This is a genomic window from Parasphingorhabdus sp., from assembly GCF_965233695.1.
Classification (GTDB): domain Bacteria; phylum Pseudomonadota; class Alphaproteobacteria; order Sphingomonadales; family Sphingomonadaceae; genus Parasphingorhabdus.
The window spans coordinates 595,710-613,710 of sequence record NZ_OZ247497.1 but is presented as its reverse complement, the minus strand read 5'-3'; the positions used below and the strand labels follow the sequence as shown (position 1 = coordinate 613,710).

The window sequence follows — 18,001 nt, the reverse complement described above, 5'->3', positions numbered from 1 at the left end:
GCCATGGGTTTCTGGCTCGCGAAAGAACGCAGCGCGCAACAGACCAGCTTTATCCAGCGCTTTGATCCGCGCTTCTGGACCGTCAATTTTCCGCGCCCGATGATGGCGTCGGTGGTGACGACCGCACCGGACGCGCTGCGGGTCGATGCGGTTTTCTACAACAGCGATGATCTGGCGGGTTTGATCTGGGATAGCGAAGATACGCTCGATCACCCGCTGCTCGCTTATGAAACGAACCGCGATTATGCGCGGCTGCGGCTGAAATTCCGCTGGCGCTCGCAGGGAATCATGCCGCTCAATCGGGTCAATGGCCCGACGCTAACGATTGAGGGGCGCGATGCCAGCGGCCAGCCCAAGGCCTGGTATGTGCGGCTGTGGAACTATGCCAGCGGCACGCCGACCGACGCGCTGATCGACCTGGAGTTTTCCGCGCTGGATGGCGGCTTTGTGCTGCCGGGCGAAGCGGATCCGGTGCACCCGAATGATATTGACCGGATGTTCATCTCGATCATCCCGCCGGACTATGACGGCGCGGGCACACGCTATGCGACACCCAAAACCGGCTGGGTAGAGATGAGCGCGATTGCGGCCGATGGCGGCGGCGCCGTGCTCGAAATCGGCGATATCATGGTGCCGGAAAATGGCCTGTCGATGGCGACCGGCTATGATGACAGTTTTAACCAGACGCCCGCACGTCTGCTGCGCGCCATCCGCGCGCTCGGCTATCGCGGGGCGATCAATCATTATGTCGGGATGAGCCATTATTTCCGGCTGGAGACCAATGGCGCGGGGCTGTATGTCAGCCTGTCCGCGCCGCAGCCGGGCGAGGAATTTGCCGCGATCAATCAGCCTTGCGCGGTCTGGCACTGCGACTTTGTCACCCGCGCGGAGGCGATGGATTTTACCGTCATTTTCTCGCTGTCCTACGAGCTGTTTGATGCCCATTGCTGGAATAACTGGAAACAGCGCGCGGAAAATGGTGATCCGGCGCTGACCGGCTGGGTACCGCCATCGGCTCTCTTGTCTCCCGCGCGCCCGCCCGCGATGCGCTATCTGCAGGCGGTGGCGCGCGCCTTTACCGCGATTGCGCGCGATGCCGGGGCGGCGATCAAATTTCAGGTCGGCGAACCGTGGTGGTGGGTGATGCCGGATGATGGGCGGATCTGTCTCTATGATGCGGCGGCCAAGGCGGCCTTTGGCGATGCGCTGGTCAGCATTGCGGACATACGCGGCCCCAAGAGCGCCGCGCAAAAGGCAATGCTGGATCAGGCCGGGGAGATGCTGGCCCAATCGACCGCCGATCTGGTCGCAGCGGTCAAGGACGAGGCGCTTGGCGCGCCGGTCGAGACGCTGCTGCTCGCCTATCTGCCGACGATATTGGACGCCGCTGCGCCAGAGGCAAAGCGCGCCAATCTGCCCGTCGGCTGGGCCAGCCCGGCCTTCGATATATTGCAGCTGGAAGATTATGACTGGGTCATCGCGGGCAACCAGTCAGAGACCGAGCGCGGCATTTATCTCGCGACGCAGCGGCTCGGCTATCCGATGGCGCGGCAACATTATTTTTCCGGTTTTGTGCTGACCGCTGACGACAGTTTTATCTGGCCCAATATGGTCGATGCGGTGGCGGCCGCTCGGGCGCGGGGCACGCCGGATATTTTCATCTGGGCGCTGCCACAGGTTGCGCGCGACGGCTTCACCTATTTTCAGGAAAAGGAGGATGATATGGACGCGTTTGACGACGTACAATTTCCGCTCGCCATCGGGCGCGGGGCGACGGTTTCGCCGCGCTTTTCCACCGATGTGGTCACGACGCTTTCCGGCCATGAAAAACGCAATAGCGACTGGGCCGATGCGCGGCTGGAATTTGATGCCGGGCCGGGGGTGCGGTCGGAAGAGGAATTGCGGACGTTGCTCGCTTTTTTCCGTGCCCGGCGCGGAGCGGCCAAGGCGTTTCGCTTTGCCGATCCCTATGACCATAGCAGCAACAATATGATCGACCCGCCGAGCGCGATAGATCAGGTCATCGGCACCGGTGATGGTGAGCAGACGCGCTTTTCACTGGTCAAAAACTATGGGGACGGCGAGGCGCAGCAGCGCATAATCACCCGGCCGGTGCGATCATCCGTTCTTGTGGCGGTCGATGGCGCGGTCGTGAGCAACTGGTCGCTAGACAGGCTGGGTCAAATTGTCTTCGATAGCCCGCCGGTCGAGGATGCCCAGATTACCGCTGGCTTTCTATTCGATGTGCCGGTTCGTTTTGCCGAGGACCGGCTCGATGTCAGCGCCAGCACATTTTTGGCTGGCGAAATTCCCAAGTCCGTCTGATCGAAGTGCGGGAAGCGCCATGAGTCTGGCTTGGCTCGACCTGCCGCTTACCACCAGCTGCTATGCGTGGCGGCTGGAGCGCAGCGACGGCGTGACCATCGGCTTTGTATCGCATGATCGCGATCTGGTGATCGACAATTTGCGCTATCGCGCCGCGCCGGGAATGGTCCCTTCGACCATCGCGCTATCGGACAGTCTGGAAATGGACAGCGTTGATATTGCCGGCGTGATGACCAGTGCGGCGATTGCCGAAAGCGATCTGGTCGCGGGCCGCTGGAACGGCGCGCAGTTGCATATATCGCTGGTGAACTGGGAAAGGCCGGAGGACGAACCACTCCATCTGATCAGCGGTGAATTTGGCGAAATTACGCGCAGCGGCGATGCGTTTCGTGTCGAGATGCTCGGCGGCACGTCGTTTCTGGACGAGGCGATTGCACCGCTGACCTCCCCCACCTGCCGCGCGCGATTGGGTGACCGGCAGTGCAAGGTCAGTCTGGCCGCGCATCAGGTGGAGATGACGGTGACACAGATAGAAGGATCGCAGCTTAAATTTGCGAAGCTGCACAATAAGGCAGCAGATTATATCTATGGTGAATTGCGCTGGCTGAGCGGTAATAATTGCGGGCTCAGCTTTGCGATTATCAGCGGCGATGGTGACCGCATCCAGCTGGCCGATCAGCCAAGCCAGCCCGTATCCGTCGGAGACCGGGCGCTGCTCATTGCAGGCTGCGACAAGAATTTCGCGACTTGCCGGGATCGTTTTCGAAACAGCATCAATTTTCGCGGGGAGCCCTATCTGCCGGGCAATGACCTGCTCACCCGATATCCAGGAGCATGACCTATGACATCAGACAAATCGACAGCCAAATCCTCTGCGATGATTGCCGAAATGGCTTTGCAGCTATGCGGTACAGATTTCCGGCTCCACGGGCGCAGTGCAGAGCACGGGCTCGATTGCATCGGGTTGACGGCGCAATGTTTGAGTGCAGCGGAGCTGGCCTGTGATGTCCCGACGGGCTATTCGATCCGTGGGGGGTCGCTTGAGCAGATTACCGGGGTGATGACGCTCGCCGGATTTACTGCTCTGGCTCCCGCTGAGCCGATGCATGAAGGGGATGTGATACTGGTGCGACCCAGCCCAGTTCAATGGCACTTGATGATCAAGACCGATGGCGGCTTTGTCCACGCCCATGCGGGGCTAGGCCGAGTGGTCCATATGCCCGGCGATGCGCAATGGCCGATCGAAGCAATTTTCAGAATGTTGGAGTGCTAGATGGCAACCTTGGTTTTGACAGCCGTCGGCACGGTGTTGGGCGGTCCGATTGGCGGTGCGCTAGGGGGGCTGCTGGGGCGGCAAGTCGATCAGAATTTCCTGTTCAAGCCTAAAGGCGCAGAGGGTCCGCGCTTGCAGGAACTGGCGGTCCAGACTTCCAGCTATGGATCGCAAATTCCGCGCCTCTACGGCAAAATGCGCGTTGCCGGGACAGTCATTTGGGCGACCGATCTTAAGGAGACGCGAGAGTCGAGTGGAGGTGGCAAAGGCCGTCCGCGCAACACGACATACAGCTATTCGGTGTCCTTTGCCGTTGCCTTGTCGAGCCGGAAAATAAAGAATATTGGACGGATTTGGGCAGATGGCAAGATTTTCAGGGGGCGCGCAGGCGACTTCAAAACGGACACCGGCTTTCGTTTCTATCAAGGGTATGAAGATCAGGCTGCGGACGGGTTAATCGCCAGCGCCGAAGCGGCGGCAGGCACACCTGCCTATCGCGGCCTAGCGCTGGCCGTTTTTGAGGATATGGATTTGACCGATTATGGTAATCGTATCCCGTCACTTACCTTTGAGGTGATTGCCGATAATGGCAAGACCAGCATCGGCTCCATCATCAATGATGTTTCCGGAGAGGTCGTTCTGTCCGCAGTCGAAGAGTTACTGGACGGATTTGCTGCGGGCGGACGGGATCGCCGTGCAGTTCTGGAGGCTATTGCCGACAATTTTCCCTTGTCCTTCCGGTCAACGATATCCGGCTCGATAGCCGCACAGTCGCGCGCGCGCGATCCTGATTTGGAGTCGGTGCAAATCGGCGACGCGATAGTGTCGATCCACAATGGCCAAACCGTAACACCAATAGAACGGCAGACTTTGCCGGAATCAAAGTTGCCGCGGGAATTTGCGCTGCGCTATTACGAACCGGTAAGGGATTATCAATCAGGCATGCAAAATGTGTTTCGCCCCGGGTAAGGCAGGGTGGTGCTGGACCGGGATTTTCCCGCCGCGATGCCTGCCGTTCAGGCGAAAAAGATCGCCCAGACCAATTTATGGTCGCTTTACCAGGAGCGAGTCTCCGCGCAATTGCATGTTTTAAGGACGGGAAGAACTGTTTTTCCCGGAACTTTGGTCGAAGTCGACAACAGCGGAGACGTCTGGCTGGTTCGCAGTTGCGAGTTAAATCATGGCAGCATGAGGCTGGGTTTAACGAAGGCGGCCAGCCCTCTGTTAATCGCAGACCGGGCAACCGATAGCGGTCGTCCGATAACGGAGCTCGATGCGCTGGCCGGGATCACTCGCCTAGCTCTGGTCGACCTGCCTTTTGCAATCGATGCCCCCACACAGGTGTCCGGTCGCGCGCTGTTATACGCTGCCGCTGCGGGTGACCTTGGCTGGCGCAACGCGCAGCTGTTGGATGGAGAAAGTAACGACATTATCGGGCAGATCTCGCGGCCTGCGATTATCGGAACGAGCCGCGAAACACTTGGCCCTAGCGGCGCGCATGTGATTGATCGCAAGAACAAGTTGCTGGTGCAGATGCACAACCGTAACATGGCGCTGAACGATGCCGACAAGGCACAGCTTTTGGCTGGAAAAAATATTGCGGCCATTGGCGCTGAAATCATTCAATTTGGGTTTGCCGAACCCGTTGGAGACAACCGCTATCTATTGTCCTATTTTTTGAGAGGTTTGGGCGGGACAGAGCAGGAAATGGATCGGCACGGCGGCGATGAAGATTTTGTCCTGCTCGACGGCATCGGGCTGACAGAAATTGATAACCGCCATTATACAGCCTTTCGGCCCTTTAAGCTGTCGGCATTGGGCAGGGGAGATCCCGTTCCGGTGAAGCGGGAAATCGCCTGTCCGGGGAGAGCGTTAAAGCCTTGGTCCCCCGTTCACCCTCGCTATGGCTTTGGCGGGCAGGGCGATCTTGAGATCAGCTGGACACGCCGGTCGCGCGCCGGCTTGGCATGGGCTGACAATATCGAAACACCACTGGCTGAAGAGACGGAGCTTTACCGGGTTGAAATCGGTTCCAATCTGAGACTCGAGCCAACGCGGCCACAGGTGGTTATTCCGGCAGATCAGCTTCAGTCCTTTCGCGATGCCGGCGCCACATCACTGATGCTGAAGGTGCAGCAGATCGGCCTTCACAGCATTTCTGATCCCTTGATATTTTCCATTGCAATTTAGCCGCCAGAACGCGGTGCCCTCATTTTTACTCCAAGGAAAACCCATGACAATATTTGAGACCGCTCGATTTTCACTGCCCTTACTGGCCGCCGGACAGGCGCATAAAGAGCTTTTTCATAACGATGCATTGATATTACTTGATTTTTTGGTGCATCCGGTGGTGGAGGCCATTGCCAATGATCCGCAGTCGCTATCGCCGGTAGCCGGCCAATGCTGGCTGGTTGGCCTCGCCGCGATTGGTGAATGGAGCGGCAGGGAAAACCAGATTGCCGGTTGGTCAGCGGGCGGATGGCATTTCATTAAGCCACAGAAATCAATGAAGATTACGGTACGCGAGACCAATCAGCTCGCCCTATATCGCGAAGACGGCTGGTGGTTTAATGCAGATATCACCACGCCAACCGGCGGAAACAATATCGATAGCGAAGCACGATCTGCTATTGATTCGATATTGGCTGCTCTCAAAGTAACGGGCATTTTACCTGAAATCGGCCAAAACGATTCTGGTTTGAGCTAATTCCAGCCCACAAACCACCCTGTTTGCAGCACCTTAGAGGGCATTTTTTCGGTTAAATCACGAAAATGGCGACATTTTCGCAACAGTTGGGCGATTTGTCGGCTTGCACTGCCTTTGGGGACAGGTTACAAAGCGCCGTGAATTCAGAACCTAAATGAGAAGGGGAATATAAATGCGGAAGCTTGCCATAGGATTGGCGCTTGCCTCCACGGCGCTCGCTTCACCTGCCCTGGCCCGTGATGGCCAATGGTATGTGGGCGTAGAAGGCGGCGCGATGCTGGTTGAAGATATTACATCGGATATCGGTGCAAATAGTAACGCGTCAGAAGTCGACCACGATGCTGGTTATGATTTCGACGGTATTGTTGGTTATGACTTTGGTGGTTTCCGTCTGGAAACAGAAGTTGCCTACAAATCAGCTGCAGCTGATCGGCTGCAAGTTGGTGCTCCAGGCATCCCCAGCTTTGCTAACGGAGCCGGAACTTTTATAGGCACCACTGACATTAACGGTGAAGTCAACGCCTTGAGCTTCATGCTCAACGGTATGCTCGACTTCGGCGACGATGACGGCATTCAAGGCTTTGTCGGCGGCGGTGTTGGTGTAGCTCGTACCGAGATCACCAATATTTTTGCTGGTCCTTATCTTGATGATTCGGACACCGGTTTCGCTTGGCAGGCCATCGCGGGTATCCGCGCGCCATTGAGCGACAGCTGGGACGTTGGTTTGAAATATCGTTTCTTCAACGCCGACAAGATCGATCTTGTTGACCAAGTTGGTAACGATGTCAGCACCCGTCTGCGTACCCATTCGATTTTGGGTAGCTTGATCTACAACTTCGGCGGCGAACCAGAGGCACCACCACCGCCTCCACCACCACCACCACCACCGCCTCCACCACCACCACCGCCGCCTCCACCGGCTGCTGTGTGTGCACCTGGACCGTATATTGTGTTCTTTGACTGGGATCAGTCAGACATCACACCAGAAGCTGCTACAGTTCTGGACAATGCGGTTACAGCATATGGTGATTGTGGTTCGGCTCAGGTTATGTTGGCGGGTCACGCTGATAAATCTGGTTCAGCTAGCTATAACGTTGGTCTGTCCCAACGTCGGAACGAGTCGGTTCGGGCCTATCTCGAATCACGCGGCATCGGCGGCGGCGCGATCTCCAGCGAAGCCTTCGGTGAATCGCGTCCTCGCGTTGAAACCGCAGACGGCGTTCGTGAGCCACAAAACCGGCGTGTTGAAGTTATGTACGGTCCTGGTTCAGGCAACTAATAACTTTCAATCTCGATTTAATGAAAAGGGCTGGTCTTCGGACCGGCCCTTTTTTTGTTCTGTCGCCATGTGAAACCTCCCTAATGCAAGTTTTTGAAGAGTCATCCTGGTCTATGGCGCGGACGATGAACAATGTGGGCATGCGACTTCTTTAGAGCTTGACCACAAGATCAAATCACCGTTCATATTTAGAACGGCAATGAACCGTTTTTCAGAGATTAACAGGAAACATACCGAAAACTACCGCTCCCATTTTCAGCGCCATCATCTGATACCCTTGCAAGTGGCTACGATCGCCGATGTCATTTTGCCGCTGAATGAAGCGTTGCCCGGTGGTTTCGATTTTGATGACTTCAGCAAAAATGGCGTTTTGTTGCCCTCAGATGAAAAAACAGCAGTGGAAACGGGCCATCCGCTCCACCGCGGTCCACATCCGCGCTACAATGAACTGGTCATCGATCGACTGATACTTATTACACGACTGAGTGAGCAGATCAAAGGCAAGGGACAGCGCGCGGAGTTTTTCGGTTTCAGGGTCCGCCTTTTACAACAGACCCTTAAGCAAGCTCTGATTGGACGCGGATTAGGACGCCTTCGCCTAAACAAGAGAGACCCGGGGCCGTCTGCCGAAGCATTCAGCAATCTCGATGCGAGCGTCGACAGACTCTATCAGGCCACGCAATGGCCGCCGTTACGGTAACCGCAAGACTAGCCCAACAGGCTTTGAAACAATTTCAAGCCGTCAGTGCCGCCATGCTTCTCGTCTACCGCCCGTTCGGGATGCGGCATCATGCCAAGGACATTGCCATTTTCATTCATGACGCCAGCAATATTCCGCGCCGATCCATTGACATTTTCGGTGTATCGAAAAGCAATCTGGTTATTATCTTCCAGCCTGTCCAGACTCTGCTCGTCGGCGAAATAATTACCATCATGATGAGCCACAGGGATGGTGATCACGCCGTTCTTTTCATAGCCAGATGTGAAAACGGAATCGGTCTGCGCCACCGTTAAATCCACATCCTTGCAGATGAAATTAATATTCTGGTTGCGCATCAAAGCGCCAGGCAGAAGCCCGATTTCGGTCAGAATCTGGAAGCCGTTGCAGACTCCGAGGATTTTCACGCCTCTTTCCGAGGCCTGTACTAGGGAACCTATGATATTCGACCGCGAAGCCATGGCACCGGACCGCAAATAGTCTCCATAGGAAAAGCCGCCCGGCAGAGCGATTATATCCAGACCTTCGGGCAGGACATTTTCGCCATGCCACACCATATGCGGTTTTTTCCCGGTAACCGTTTCCAGTGCAACCGCCATATCGCGATCGCAATTGGAACCGGGGAAAACAAGAACAGCGGATTTCATGGTCAGGCTTCTTCTGTTGCTTGGTCGGTCAGTTTCTCGATCTCAAAATTTTCTATGACCGTGTTGGCGAGCAGTTTTTCGCACATTTTCTCGATGTCGCTGTCGCTGGTGCTATCATCCACATCCAGTTCGATGAGCTTGCCCGCGCGCACATCGTTCACCCCTTTGAAGTCTAGGTTTTCCAAAGCATGGTGAATGGCTTTTCCCTGTGGGTCGAGGACACCATTTTTCAGGGTCACAAATATTCTTATCTTCATGGATCTCGCTTTTCCGATGGCCGACATGATGCGCTATTTCCTATAGCGTGGTCGTCGCAGGGAGCAAGAGGTGGTTATCAGGCGATGCAGTGAATCATCGCAACCAGTTTGCTGTCGTCAGAAAAATTTCGCAAGTTTGAAATTCACCCGGTGCCGGTTCATCTGATACAAGTCATAATTGCTGTCAACGCGCGAATAATTATAGTCGACCGACGGCGAGAAACCGAGAAACTTGATCTGGCGGCTGCCAATATAGGCGCGCCCGAAACTCCGCCAGTCTTGACGTTTTTCGTTAGAATATAACGCGATCGCCTCGTCAAAAGTCGAGCGGCTTAAGCTGCCAGAAATGCCGGCATTTAGGCCGAAAGGCAATTCGCCGCCAATGCCCAGATTCACGCCATAGTTGGTGCTGGAAAAGGCGTCAGAATTCAGCAGATCGCGGCGGGTAAAAACGCTGGCTGATGCGATCAGGGATTTCCCAACCAAATGCTCGTAGGTTACATTAGCACCCAATTGCCAACCGCTAAAACTGTCGCTGAGTTTCGAATCCGTGCGGCGACCATCCAGCTCGATGCCGACGCGTTGCCCCTGGCTGAGAGCGGCCTGAAAGCCTACGCGCGCGCCATATTCCCGCGTCGCGAGTTTGCCACCAAACCAGCGTTGCTGGCCGACTGCTTGCAACGATACGCTGGCATAGCGCGCAATGCGCATTTCCGGGCCCACTGCAATTTGCCCGACAATATCATCAGCTGCCTTGCCTTGATAATTAATCACTTTGCTGTCGGCATCGAAAAGGAAAGCGAGTTTATCGCTGGCCTTTAATCTTACGCCGCCCGAGAATCCGGCAATCTGTCCGATGCCTGACCTTCGCCGTGCACTTTCGTCCAGTTCCAGTTCGCCTTGCGCATCGCCGAGTATAGGAAAAATTGCGCCAAAATTGACGTCGATGGTTTCAGCATTAGTTGCACCGTTGATGTTGGTATCAGGCGCAAAGCCAAAATCGAAGCTGAACCGCCAGACCCGCTGATCTCTCAAAATACTGCGCGTGTTACGGATTGTCCGGGAAATTTCATCCGGCAGGTTCTCGTCATTTTGCGCAAGACGGAAATGATAATCCGCGCTCGCTTCTTTGCCGCTCATCAAATAAGTGCGAGCCAGTTCCAATCGAACTCGCGTTTGTCCCGGATTCTCGTCTAGAATTGAGCGAAATGTCTTGATCGCTTTTTTCAGATCGCCGGTTTCAACCGCGATGTAACCCGCCAGAAACTGCTGTTGCATCCGCAAATCTGGAACCTGGCCAAGAACCTCAACCAACGGCAAAGCACGGTCATATTCTTTTGCCTGAACCAGTGCTTGTGCTTTGGCGAGCAGCTGGGCTGGAGTGACCTGAAATCGGCAGGTGCCGGTCGCATCGCATTTTGGCGTAGTTGCCGGAACGATATTGTCGGCCGCGGTTTCTGCCGCAGCCTCCTCGCTTATGGCCTCTTCAGCGGCCACCGGAACAGCGCAAAGCGAGGCGGCGAGACCGCCTCCCAAAAGAAGCGCTCGTTTTGTGGCAGCCTGAATGGACATGTCTGGCCCCTAGTTGCCTCTGCCGACAAAGGTTCCCAATATGTCGATTCGTTCATCTGGCGTGCCGCCAACAATACGGTATCCGCCGCCAACTTCCTCGCCATTAGGGCCATAGAAAGCGCCGTCGATACTCGATCCAGCAATGTTTATGTCGAGACGTCCGCCGCCTGGATTGACAATCCACGCTTCATTAAATTGACCGAGAAAGCCGCCTGCCGCTACCAAATCGATTTGCCCAGCACCATTGGCACGGAACTGTGCATTTTCCAAAACACTATGGGCCCGGCTGGTGCCGTCAAATAAAGGCGCGCCGACATTGCCATCAAGCGACAAGGCGAATGTGTTCGCACCGAAATCGACAGAGGTTGTTGCGCGGCCGGCGATCCACTGGAAATAGGTATCTGTATTGCCAAGCGTATCCGGTAGGTTGTTGAACACCATGGTTGCAAGCATCGCCCCTTCAAACGAACCTGTGCCGGTTGTTGGAATGTCGTCCGCTGCTGCCAGCTCGCCATAAGCAAATGCGCCACGTTCAAACGTATTTGTTTGTGTCAACAGGGTGCTGGTCGAGCCATCCGGGTTATCTATGTCCGATTCAACGACACCGGCTGTGTTCCGGAGATAGCCTGCAAAGGTCACATACTGGGTTTCTGTGCCAGGCGTCTGATAGAAGAAAGTGGTAACATCACGGCTTCCGGGGGCTCCAGTATCGATGAGATCAAAAATAAACTCGCCACCAGGCCGGCGTACAACATTGTTTCCGCTGCCAGATTCGAGATAATTAATCCCCTGCATCCCGAAGGTAGCTGATTCAAGATCTGGCGTGCCAAACTGGGGCTCTAGTGCACCACCAAAATCGGTACGATGCAACGGATCCTGAAACCGGCTGGTCGCCGTTGTTCCTGCTAAACCGTTGCTGAAGCTCACGTTAAAAATGGCATCACGCGGATTATAGTCGACGGTCAGGTTGCTGTTGCGCACCGTGTTCGCGTCACCCTGATAGAGTTGGGAACCTTGGCGGGCACCTGGGTCGCCCGCATTGACGACCTGATATTGATAACTGTGTGTGCTGCCAATGGCTTTGTAGACCTTTTGCGTTGTCGGATTGACAAATGTGTGCGTGTCTCCGCTTCCGTCGCCGCCTCCAGTGCCTCCGCCGCTTGGTGCAACGCTTCCTGCAGATTGGGGCCCCGCTCCACCGCAAGCGGCAAGCATTGTTGTACTGGCTAACAAAATCAAAAGGCGCATCGGAAAAATTCCTCACATGAGTTCCACATGAGGGCGGTGCTATCAGTTCAATGGTTAAATTCGCGTAAACCATCGCCGTAATTTATGGCTGTTTTGCCCGCCCCTTGAGCGGACAATGCGCATCATCGTTTAACAATAGCCCGAAAAACTATGGTTACTTTCCGCGCTTTTTCCGTTCACTATCCAGATCGAGTACTTCGCTGAGACCACCTTCGGGAAACAACCCCATGCGCCGGGCAACTTCTTGATATGCTTCGGCTTCTCCGCCAAGATCACGGCGAAAGCGATCTTTATCGAGCTTTTCATTGGTCTCGATATCCCACAGACGGCAGCCATCGGGGCTGATTTCGTCGGCCAAAATAATGCGCGAAAAATCGCCGTCAAAAAGCCTGCCAAATTCCAGTTTGAAATCGACCAATTTTATGCCGATTCCCGCAAACATACCGGCCATGAAGTCGTTTATGCGGATCGCCATGGCGGAAATGTCCTGCATTTCCTCCTGCGTCGCCCAGCCAAAACAGGCGATATGCTCTTCGGCTACCAGGGGATCGCCCAGCGCGTCATCCTTATAACAATATTCCAGCAATGTGTGCGGCAATGGTGTGCCTTCTTCGATACCCAGGCGTTTGCTCAACGAGCCGGCAGCAACATTGCGAACGATAACTTCGATTGGAACAATCTCGACCTGCTTCACCAGTTGCTCGCGCATGTTGAGGCGGCGGATAAAGTGGCTGGGAATACCGATATGGCCAAGCTGTGTAAAAATGTGCTCACTCACGCGGTTGTTGATCACGCCCTTGCCGTTGATCGTGCCCTTTTTCTCGGCATTAAAAGCGGTGGCATCATCCTTGAAATATTGGATGATCGTGCCTGGCTCGGGTCCTTCGTAAAGGATCTTGGCCTTGCCTTCGTAGATTTGGCGGCGACGGGACATATCGGATTCCTACTCACAGGAAGAAGCATCAAAAACCAAGCCCCGATTGTGCGAATCAAGCGAACTCGGACAGATCGGGGCAGCGATTTATCTCTATAAGCCAAAGCAGATGATGGCGCAATCAATCCTCTGCTGGCGCGGTTGGTTCCAGTTTTCGGCCCCAAAAACTGCGGTCTGCGGCCTTGAACCTGCGGCGCAGATAAATGGCGAGGGCCAGCAGCAATATCCATGGAAGCATAATCGCGATGAGCGTAATCACGGCTGCAATCGAATATCCAAGGGTCGCTGAAATATCACCCAAAGCCTCGCGGATGGGCTGTGAGAAACCGCCGGCGCCCGGTGCGCTCGACTGATAGTTGATCATCACGGTGCTATAAGAGACACGTCCGCGCATTTCTTTAAGCCAGCTGCGTGCTTGGTCAATTTCCTCATTCACGCTGGTGACAGCGCGTTCCGCCTCGACAAGCTCGGCTACCGTTCCTTTGCGGGTCCGCAGCAGTTCAGTCAGACGTTGAGAAAGCAGAACACGGCTGCGCAGACGTGCTTCAGTATCGACAATGATTTTCGACAGGTCTTCGCCACTGATTGACGCGGCAATCTGGCTGCCACCGCTTTGGTCTACCGCCTCGGCAAGTTGTTCGCCAAAGGCGCGGGCTTTCGGGGCTGCCACTTCAAGATGCAGGCGGCCGGTCGCATAGTCCCCTTCGCCGCCACTATTGGACATGTTAAGGACCCGGCAACCATTGGCAGGGAGCCGGTTGCACAGGGCAATATGCTGTTGCTGGGCTTTTGGAATTTCCGACGAAGGGAGCCGGAAGCCATAATCATAACTATAAGCAATTTGAGGTTGGCTGACAGGGATTTCGCTTCTTGCCGGCTCTTCTGTCGAAGGCATTGATGCCAACGCAGGTTCGCGAGCGATGTCAGCGTCTGCCCCCGCAGCCTCGGTTTCAGCGAGATCATATTCGGAGGCTGTCTGGTCGACACCGCTACATCCGGCGAGCCCTAAAATTACAATGGTCGCGAATAAGGTCTTGCGCATTCGCATATATTCTCTCCATGTTGAGGGTCAGAATGAGTAATGTAACATTATCACATAGTCAACGATAAAGCGTTTATTTTGAGCGACGAAGCGTTGCAAGGAGTGGATTTTGGTAAAATATGGCACGATCGATGAAGTGATGGCAACGCTTTATGACTGTATATCCGGACCACCAGGCGGTCAGGATTGGGAGCGCGACCGCGAGATTTATCATCCCAAAGCGCTGATTAATCGCACGCGCATTGTTGACGGTGAGCCGGTTATCTTTCCCTTCACTTACGATGAATTTGTCGCGGCGACCATTCCGCTGCTCGAAGGAAAGTCGTTCTACGAGATTGAAATTGGCCGCAAGACAGATGTGTTTGGCCAGATTGCGCATGTCTATTCGAGCTATGAAGCGCGGGAGACTCCGGACCATCCGGATATCCAGTTTCGCGGGGTGAATATGGTGCATTTGTGGAATGATGGAACTCGTTGGTGGATCATGGCGATGATCTGGGACAATGAGCGCGAGGGGGTGGACCTGCCGAAGGAGTGGCTCGACACCTGATCCTCTCCCCTTGAGGGAGAGGACAGATTTACTTGTCAGTTTACTGACTAGAAAATCTTGGTGAGGGGTAGAGAAGATACGCTGAGCCTCCACCCCTCACCAACTCCGCTAGGCAGCAAGCTGCCAAGCTCTCGTTTCCTCTCCCTCAAGGGGAGAGGAGAAGCCATCACCACTTTCCCACTACACAGCATGAATCCACCCTGCTATCGCATCTTCCATGAGTGATGTAACCGACCCGCCCGAAGCGGCACCTGAAGATGAATTTGATGCTATAGTCGACGCGCCCTTTGATGCGGCCCTGTCCGAGCGTTACCTGATTTACGCGATGTCGACGATTACCGCACGGTCGCTGCCCGATTTGCGTGATGGCCTGAAACCGGTGCACCGGCGGCTTTTATGGGCGATGCGGTTGCTGAAGCTCGATCCTGCGCAAGGCTACAAGAAATGCGCCCGCGTTGTGGGTGATGTTATCGGTAAATATCATCCCCATGGTGATCAGTCGGTTTATGACGCGATGGTCCGCCTCGCGCAGAGTTTTGCGATGCGCTATCCTTTGGTCGATGGCCAAGGCAATTTCGGCAATATCGACGGCGATAATGCCGCGGCCTACCGCTATACCGAAGCGCGCCTGACACGCACGGCGATCGAGCTGATGCATGGGCTCGACGAAGGCACGGTCGATTTCAAGCCTACCTATAATGGCGAAGACGAAGAACCGGAAATCATGCCGGGTCTGTTCCCCAATCTGCTCGCCAATGGCGCGAGCGGCATTGCTGTGGGCATGGCGACCAGCATTCCGTCGCATAATGTTCATGAGATTATCGATGCTGCAACCTTGCTCATTGACAGTCCCAAGGCCGAGCATGCCGAGATCATGGCGATTATCAAAGGACCTGATCTGCCCACGGGAGGCACGCTGGTTGATCCGAAATCGGTCATTGATGCGGCCTATGAAAGCGGTCGCGGCGCGATGCGCGTGCGCGCGAAATGGGAGAAAGAAGACGCCGAAGGGCGGGGTGCCTGGCAGATCGTTGTCACCGAAATTCCCTATCAGGTGCAAAAGGGCAAACTGATCGAACAGATTGCCCAGATTATCGCAGACAAAAAGCTGCCCATATTGGCGGACATTCGCGACGAATCCGACGAACAGGTTCGCATCGTGCTGGAACCGAAAAGCCGCGCGGTTGATCCCGATGATCTGATGAACGCCCTGTTCCGGATGAGCGATCTGGAAAATCGTTTCTCACTCAACATGAATGTGCTCGACAAGGACCGTACGCCCAAAGTCATGGGCATAACCGAAGTCCTGCAACACTGGATTGTTCATCAGATCGAGGTGCTGGTGCGCCGTTCACAGCACCGCATCAACAAGATCGATGCCCGGCTGGAGCTGCTTGAAGGCTATATCATTGCTTATCTCAACCTCGATCGCGTGATCGAGATTATTCGCAATAATGACGAGCCGAAGCCGCTTCTGATGGAGGAGTTCAAGCTTAATGACCGTCAAGCCGAAGCGATCCTCAACATGCGGCTGCGGTCGTTGCGCAAGCTTGAGGAAATGGAACTGCGAACCGAGCGGGACAAGTTGCTCGAAGAACGTGAGGGGCTGGCGAAACTGATAGATAGCCCGGCACGGCAAAAGACACGGCTCAAAAAAGACCTGGCGGCCATGCGCAAACTCTATGCCGAGGATACGGCGCTGGGCGCCCGCCGGACGATGCTGATCGAGGCAGCGCCAGCGCGGGAAATTTCGCTCGAAGCCTTTATCGAGAAAGAACCAGTCACTGTCATTATGTCGCAGCGCGGCTGGATCAAGGCGATGAAGGGCCATGCCGATCTCAGCGCGCCGGACAGCTTCAAGTTCAAGGAAGGCGACGGCCCCAAATTCGCCTTCCACGCACAGACGACAGACAAGCTGTTGATGTGCTGTGACAATGGGCGGTTCTATACCCTGGGCGCGGACAAATTGCCCGGCGCACGCGGCTTTGGCGAACCGGTTGCCTCTATGGTTGATATGGACCCGGGCGCGGAACCCATTGCGATGATGGTTGCGGATATGAAAGCCAAATTACTGATCGCCTCGACCTGGGGCCGGGGCTTCGTCACCAATATTGCTGATGTCGTCGCGGAAACCAAAAAGGGCCGTCAGGTCGTGAACCTGAAAGGTGATGCCAGATTGCTGGTCGTGCGGCCGGTGCCTGCTGATGCCGACCATGTTGCCGCCATAGGCGAAAACCGCAAGCTGGTGGTTTTCGCGCTGTCCGAAATGCCGGAAATGTCCAAGGGGCAGGGCGTTATGCTGCAACGCTATAAAGACGGCGGACTGTCTGACGCCACGGTGTTCAAGCTGGAAGAAGGCTTAAGCTGGGCAATGGGCGGTGATACCGGTCGCACCCGCACCGAACATGATCTGACCATGTGGCGGGTAGCCCGCGGCGCGGCGGGGCGCTTGCCGCCGACAGGTTTCCCGAAGACGGGAAAGTTTGATTGATTGGTAACATTGAGTCTCATTCTGGCACAGACATGTAAAAAGGTTAACAAATCCTTTCCAAAAGTTTGACTTTTCAGAGTTTTTCGGGACATTAAAGCAATACGAATGGTCGTGAGGGGTCGCGAGCGATTCGATTTCGTGTATTTTGATGATTTAATGCCGTCATGTCGGCACGAGGGGTATTTATGCGTAAGTTACTAGTAGCGCTGGCACTATCAGCTGCAACCATCGCACCGGCGCATGCGGGTGTGGTCTTTTCAGACAATTTTGACGGTGAAAATGGCGGAAATTCCGCCCTGAACTACACGGGCTATGCCAATTTCGCTTCAACTGGTGCTGGCACAACGGACGTTGTCAAAAACGGTGACTTCGGAATAGCATGTTCAGGATCCTGTGTGGATCTTGATGGTTCGCCCGGACCCGGTGAACTGACCAGCCTCAATAGCTTCGCATTTAACGCTGGTGATTTTGTGCGACTCTCCTTCGATCTCGGTGGCAATCAGCGCCGTTCCGGTAATGATGGTTATTTCGTTGGATTTGATTTTGGTTCGTCCATCATGGTCGATGACTACGGCATCAACTTTGGCGGCACAGATCAGATTGTTATCCCATCAACAAACACCTCCAACATCACTACTTCTTCAGGGATCGCCTTTGACGCGCCGTTCTTCACCCGTTCGATTTTCTTCACCGCTGGAGAAGCTGGATCACTGAATTTCAAATTCGGATCCAGCAGCGCCGACAATGTTGGTCCTTTGCTTGACAATGTCGTGCTGGAAATCGGTGCGCCGGTTCCTGAGCCCGCGACGTGGGCGATGATGATCTTTGGCTTTGGTCTGGTTGGCGGTGCAATGCGTCGCAACCGCAAGTCTTTGACGGCCAAACCAGCTTTGGCATAAATCCTCTGACCCAGCTTTGTTGGGTTGAGGTTCGATATTAAAAAGGCTCCCCGTTTGCG

Annotated in this window: 16 protein-coding genes and 1 pseudogene; 11 read left to right on the top strand and 6 right to left on the bottom strand. The window is 55.0% G+C overall.

Translation table 11 applies throughout. The features are described from left to right. Positions 1–3 precede the first annotated feature (3 nt). From ACO6S1_RS02880 to ACO6S1_RS02845, 8 genes and pseudogenes are all read left to right on the top strand, one after another. Positions 4–2,348, top strand: a pseudogene (locus ACO6S1_RS02880) (DUF2460 domain-containing protein). Next, complete coding sequence (locus ACO6S1_RS02875; protein ID WP_422344858.1) at positions 2,345–3,163, top strand: DUF2163 domain-containing protein; 819 nt, start codon at positions 2,345–2,347, stop codon at positions 3,161–3,163. Before ACO6S1_RS02880 ends, ACO6S1_RS02875 begins: the two are co-directional and overlap by 4 nt. A gap of 3 nt (positions 3,164–3,166) precedes the next feature. Next, the gene (locus tag ACO6S1_RS02870; RefSeq protein WP_422344857.1) at positions 3,167–3,598 is read left to right on the top strand and encodes a peptidoglycan endopeptidase; all 432 of its coding nucleotides are present in this window, start codon (positions 3,167–3,169) and stop codon (positions 3,596–3,598) included. Then, complete coding sequence (locus ACO6S1_RS02865) at positions 3,599–4,567, top strand: hypothetical protein (protein WP_422344856.1); 969 nt, start codon at positions 3,599–3,601, stop codon at positions 4,565–4,567. It abuts the gene before it with no gap. 9 nt (positions 4,568–4,576) lie between these two features. After that, a complete protein-coding gene (locus ACO6S1_RS02860; RefSeq protein ID WP_422344855.1) occupies positions 4,577–5,788 on the top strand; it encodes a phage tail baseplate protein in 1,212 nt (403 codons plus the stop codon). A gap of 43 nt (positions 5,789–5,831) precedes the next feature. After that, positions 5,832–6,305, top strand: a complete 474-nt coding sequence (locus ACO6S1_RS02855) for a DUF2793 domain-containing protein (RefSeq protein WP_422344854.1) — start codon at positions 5,832–5,834, stop codon at positions 6,303–6,305. 172 nt (positions 6,306–6,477) lie between these two features. Continuing rightward, positions 6,478–7,584, top strand: a complete 1,107-nt coding sequence (locus tag ACO6S1_RS02850; RefSeq protein WP_422344853.1) for an OmpA family protein — start codon at positions 6,478–6,480, stop codon at positions 7,582–7,584. A 199-nt stretch (positions 7,585–7,783) separates the two neighbouring features. Beyond that, positions 7,784–8,284, top strand: coding sequence for an AHH domain-containing protein (locus ACO6S1_RS02845; RefSeq protein ID WP_422344852.1), 501 nt, complete (start codon positions 7,784–7,786; stop codon positions 8,282–8,284). 8 nt (positions 8,285–8,292) lie between these two features. Here ACO6S1_RS02845 and purQ read toward each other — a convergent pair whose 3' ends face one another. The 6 genes from purQ to ACO6S1_RS02815 form a co-directional block, all read right to left on the bottom strand. Beyond that, a complete protein-coding gene (gene purQ, locus ACO6S1_RS02840; RefSeq protein ID WP_422344851.1) occupies positions 8,293–8,949 on the bottom strand; it encodes a phosphoribosylformylglycinamidine synthase subunit PurQ in 657 nt (218 codons plus the stop codon). Positions 8,950–8,951: 2 nt separating this feature from the next. Next, entirely contained in the window at positions 8,952–9,206 is a 255-nt protein-coding gene (gene purS / locus ACO6S1_RS02835) for a phosphoribosylformylglycinamidine synthase subunit PurS (RefSeq protein WP_422344850.1), read from the bottom strand. 117 nt (positions 9,207–9,323) lie between these two features. Next, the gene (locus ACO6S1_RS02830; RefSeq protein ID WP_422344849.1) at positions 9,324–10,778 is read right to left on the bottom strand and encodes a surface lipoprotein assembly modifier; all 1,455 of its coding nucleotides are present in this window, start codon (positions 10,776–10,778) and stop codon (positions 9,324–9,326) included. A 9-nt stretch (positions 10,779–10,787) separates the two neighbouring features. Next, positions 10,788–12,026, bottom strand: a complete 1,239-nt coding sequence (locus ACO6S1_RS02825; protein WP_422344848.1) for a hypothetical protein — start codon at positions 12,024–12,026, stop codon at positions 10,788–10,790. A 154-nt stretch (positions 12,027–12,180) separates the two neighbouring features. Beyond that, positions 12,181–12,960: a phosphoribosylaminoimidazolesuccinocarboxamide synthase gene (gene purC / locus ACO6S1_RS02820; protein WP_422344847.1), complete on the bottom strand. Its 780-nt coding sequence runs from the start codon at positions 12,958–12,960 to the stop codon at positions 12,181–12,183. A 121-nt stretch (positions 12,961–13,081) separates the two neighbouring features. Continuing rightward, positions 13,082–14,008 (bottom strand): DUF4349 domain-containing protein, encoded by a 927-nt coding sequence (locus ACO6S1_RS02815; protein WP_422344846.1) that lies wholly within the window; start codon positions 14,006–14,008, stop codon positions 13,082–13,084. A gap of 103 nt (positions 14,009–14,111) precedes the next feature. On the opposite strand from ACO6S1_RS02815, the gene ACO6S1_RS02810 reads away from it, so the two are divergent. From ACO6S1_RS02810 to ACO6S1_RS02800, 3 genes are all read left to right on the top strand, one after another. Continuing rightward, the gene (locus ACO6S1_RS02810; RefSeq protein ID WP_422344845.1) at positions 14,112–14,552 is read left to right on the top strand and encodes a hypothetical protein; all 441 of its coding nucleotides are present in this window, start codon (positions 14,112–14,114) and stop codon (positions 14,550–14,552) included. Positions 14,553–14,769: 217 nt separating this feature from the next. After that, positions 14,770–17,043, top strand: coding sequence for a DNA topoisomerase IV subunit A (gene parC, locus ACO6S1_RS02805; protein WP_422344844.1), 2,274 nt, complete (start codon positions 14,770–14,772; stop codon positions 17,041–17,043). A gap of 185 nt (positions 17,044–17,228) precedes the next feature. Next, on the top strand, positions 17,229–17,942 hold the full coding sequence (locus tag ACO6S1_RS02800; protein ID WP_422344843.1) for a PEPxxWA-CTERM sorting domain-containing protein: 714 nt from the start codon (positions 17,229–17,231) through the stop codon (positions 17,940–17,942). Positions 17,943–18,001: the final 59 nt, after the last annotated feature.

Coding starts and splice junctions, on each gene's coding strand:
- purS (WP_422344850.1), bottom strand. CDS start 9,206: ATGAAGATAAGAATATTTGTGACCCTGAAAAATGGTGTCCTCGACCCA.
- ACO6S1_RS02800 (WP_422344843.1), top strand. CDS start 17,229: ATGCGTAAGTTACTAGTAGCGCTGGCACTATCAGCTGCAACCATCGCA.
- purQ (WP_422344851.1), bottom strand. CDS start 8,949: ATGAAATCCGCTGTTCTTGTTTTCCCCGGTTCCAATTGCGATCGCGAT.
- ACO6S1_RS02845 (WP_422344852.1), top strand. CDS start 7,784: ATGAACCGTTTTTCAGAGATTAACAGGAAACATACCGAAAACTACCGC.
- ACO6S1_RS02825 (WP_422344848.1), bottom strand. CDS start 12,026: ATGCGCCTTTTGATTTTGTTAGCCAGTACAACAATGCTTGCCGCTTGC.
- ACO6S1_RS02855 (WP_422344854.1), top strand. CDS start 5,832: ATGACAATATTTGAGACCGCTCGATTTTCACTGCCCTTACTGGCCGCC.
- ACO6S1_RS02830 (WP_422344849.1), bottom strand. CDS start 10,778: ATGTCCATTCAGGCTGCCACAAAACGAGCGCTTCTTTTGGGAGGCGGT.
- ACO6S1_RS02850 (WP_422344853.1), top strand. CDS start 6,478: ATGCGGAAGCTTGCCATAGGATTGGCGCTTGCCTCCACGGCGCTCGCT.
- parC (WP_422344844.1), top strand. CDS start 14,770: ATGAGTGATGTAACCGACCCGCCCGAAGCGGCACCTGAAGATGAATTT.
- ACO6S1_RS02865 (WP_422344856.1), top strand. CDS start 3,599: ATGGCAACCTTGGTTTTGACAGCCGTCGGCACGGTGTTGGGCGGTCCG.
- purC (WP_422344847.1), bottom strand. CDS start 12,960: ATGTCCCGTCGCCGCCAAATCTACGAAGGCAAGGCCAAGATCCTTTAC.
- ACO6S1_RS02815 (WP_422344846.1), bottom strand. CDS start 14,008: ATGCGAATGCGCAAGACCTTATTCGCGACCATTGTAATTTTAGGGCTC.
- ACO6S1_RS02870 (WP_422344857.1), top strand. CDS start 3,167: ATGACATCAGACAAATCGACAGCCAAATCCTCTGCGATGATTGCCGAA.
- ACO6S1_RS02875 (WP_422344858.1), top strand. CDS start 2,345: ATGAGTCTGGCTTGGCTCGACCTGCCGCTTACCACCAGCTGCTATGCG.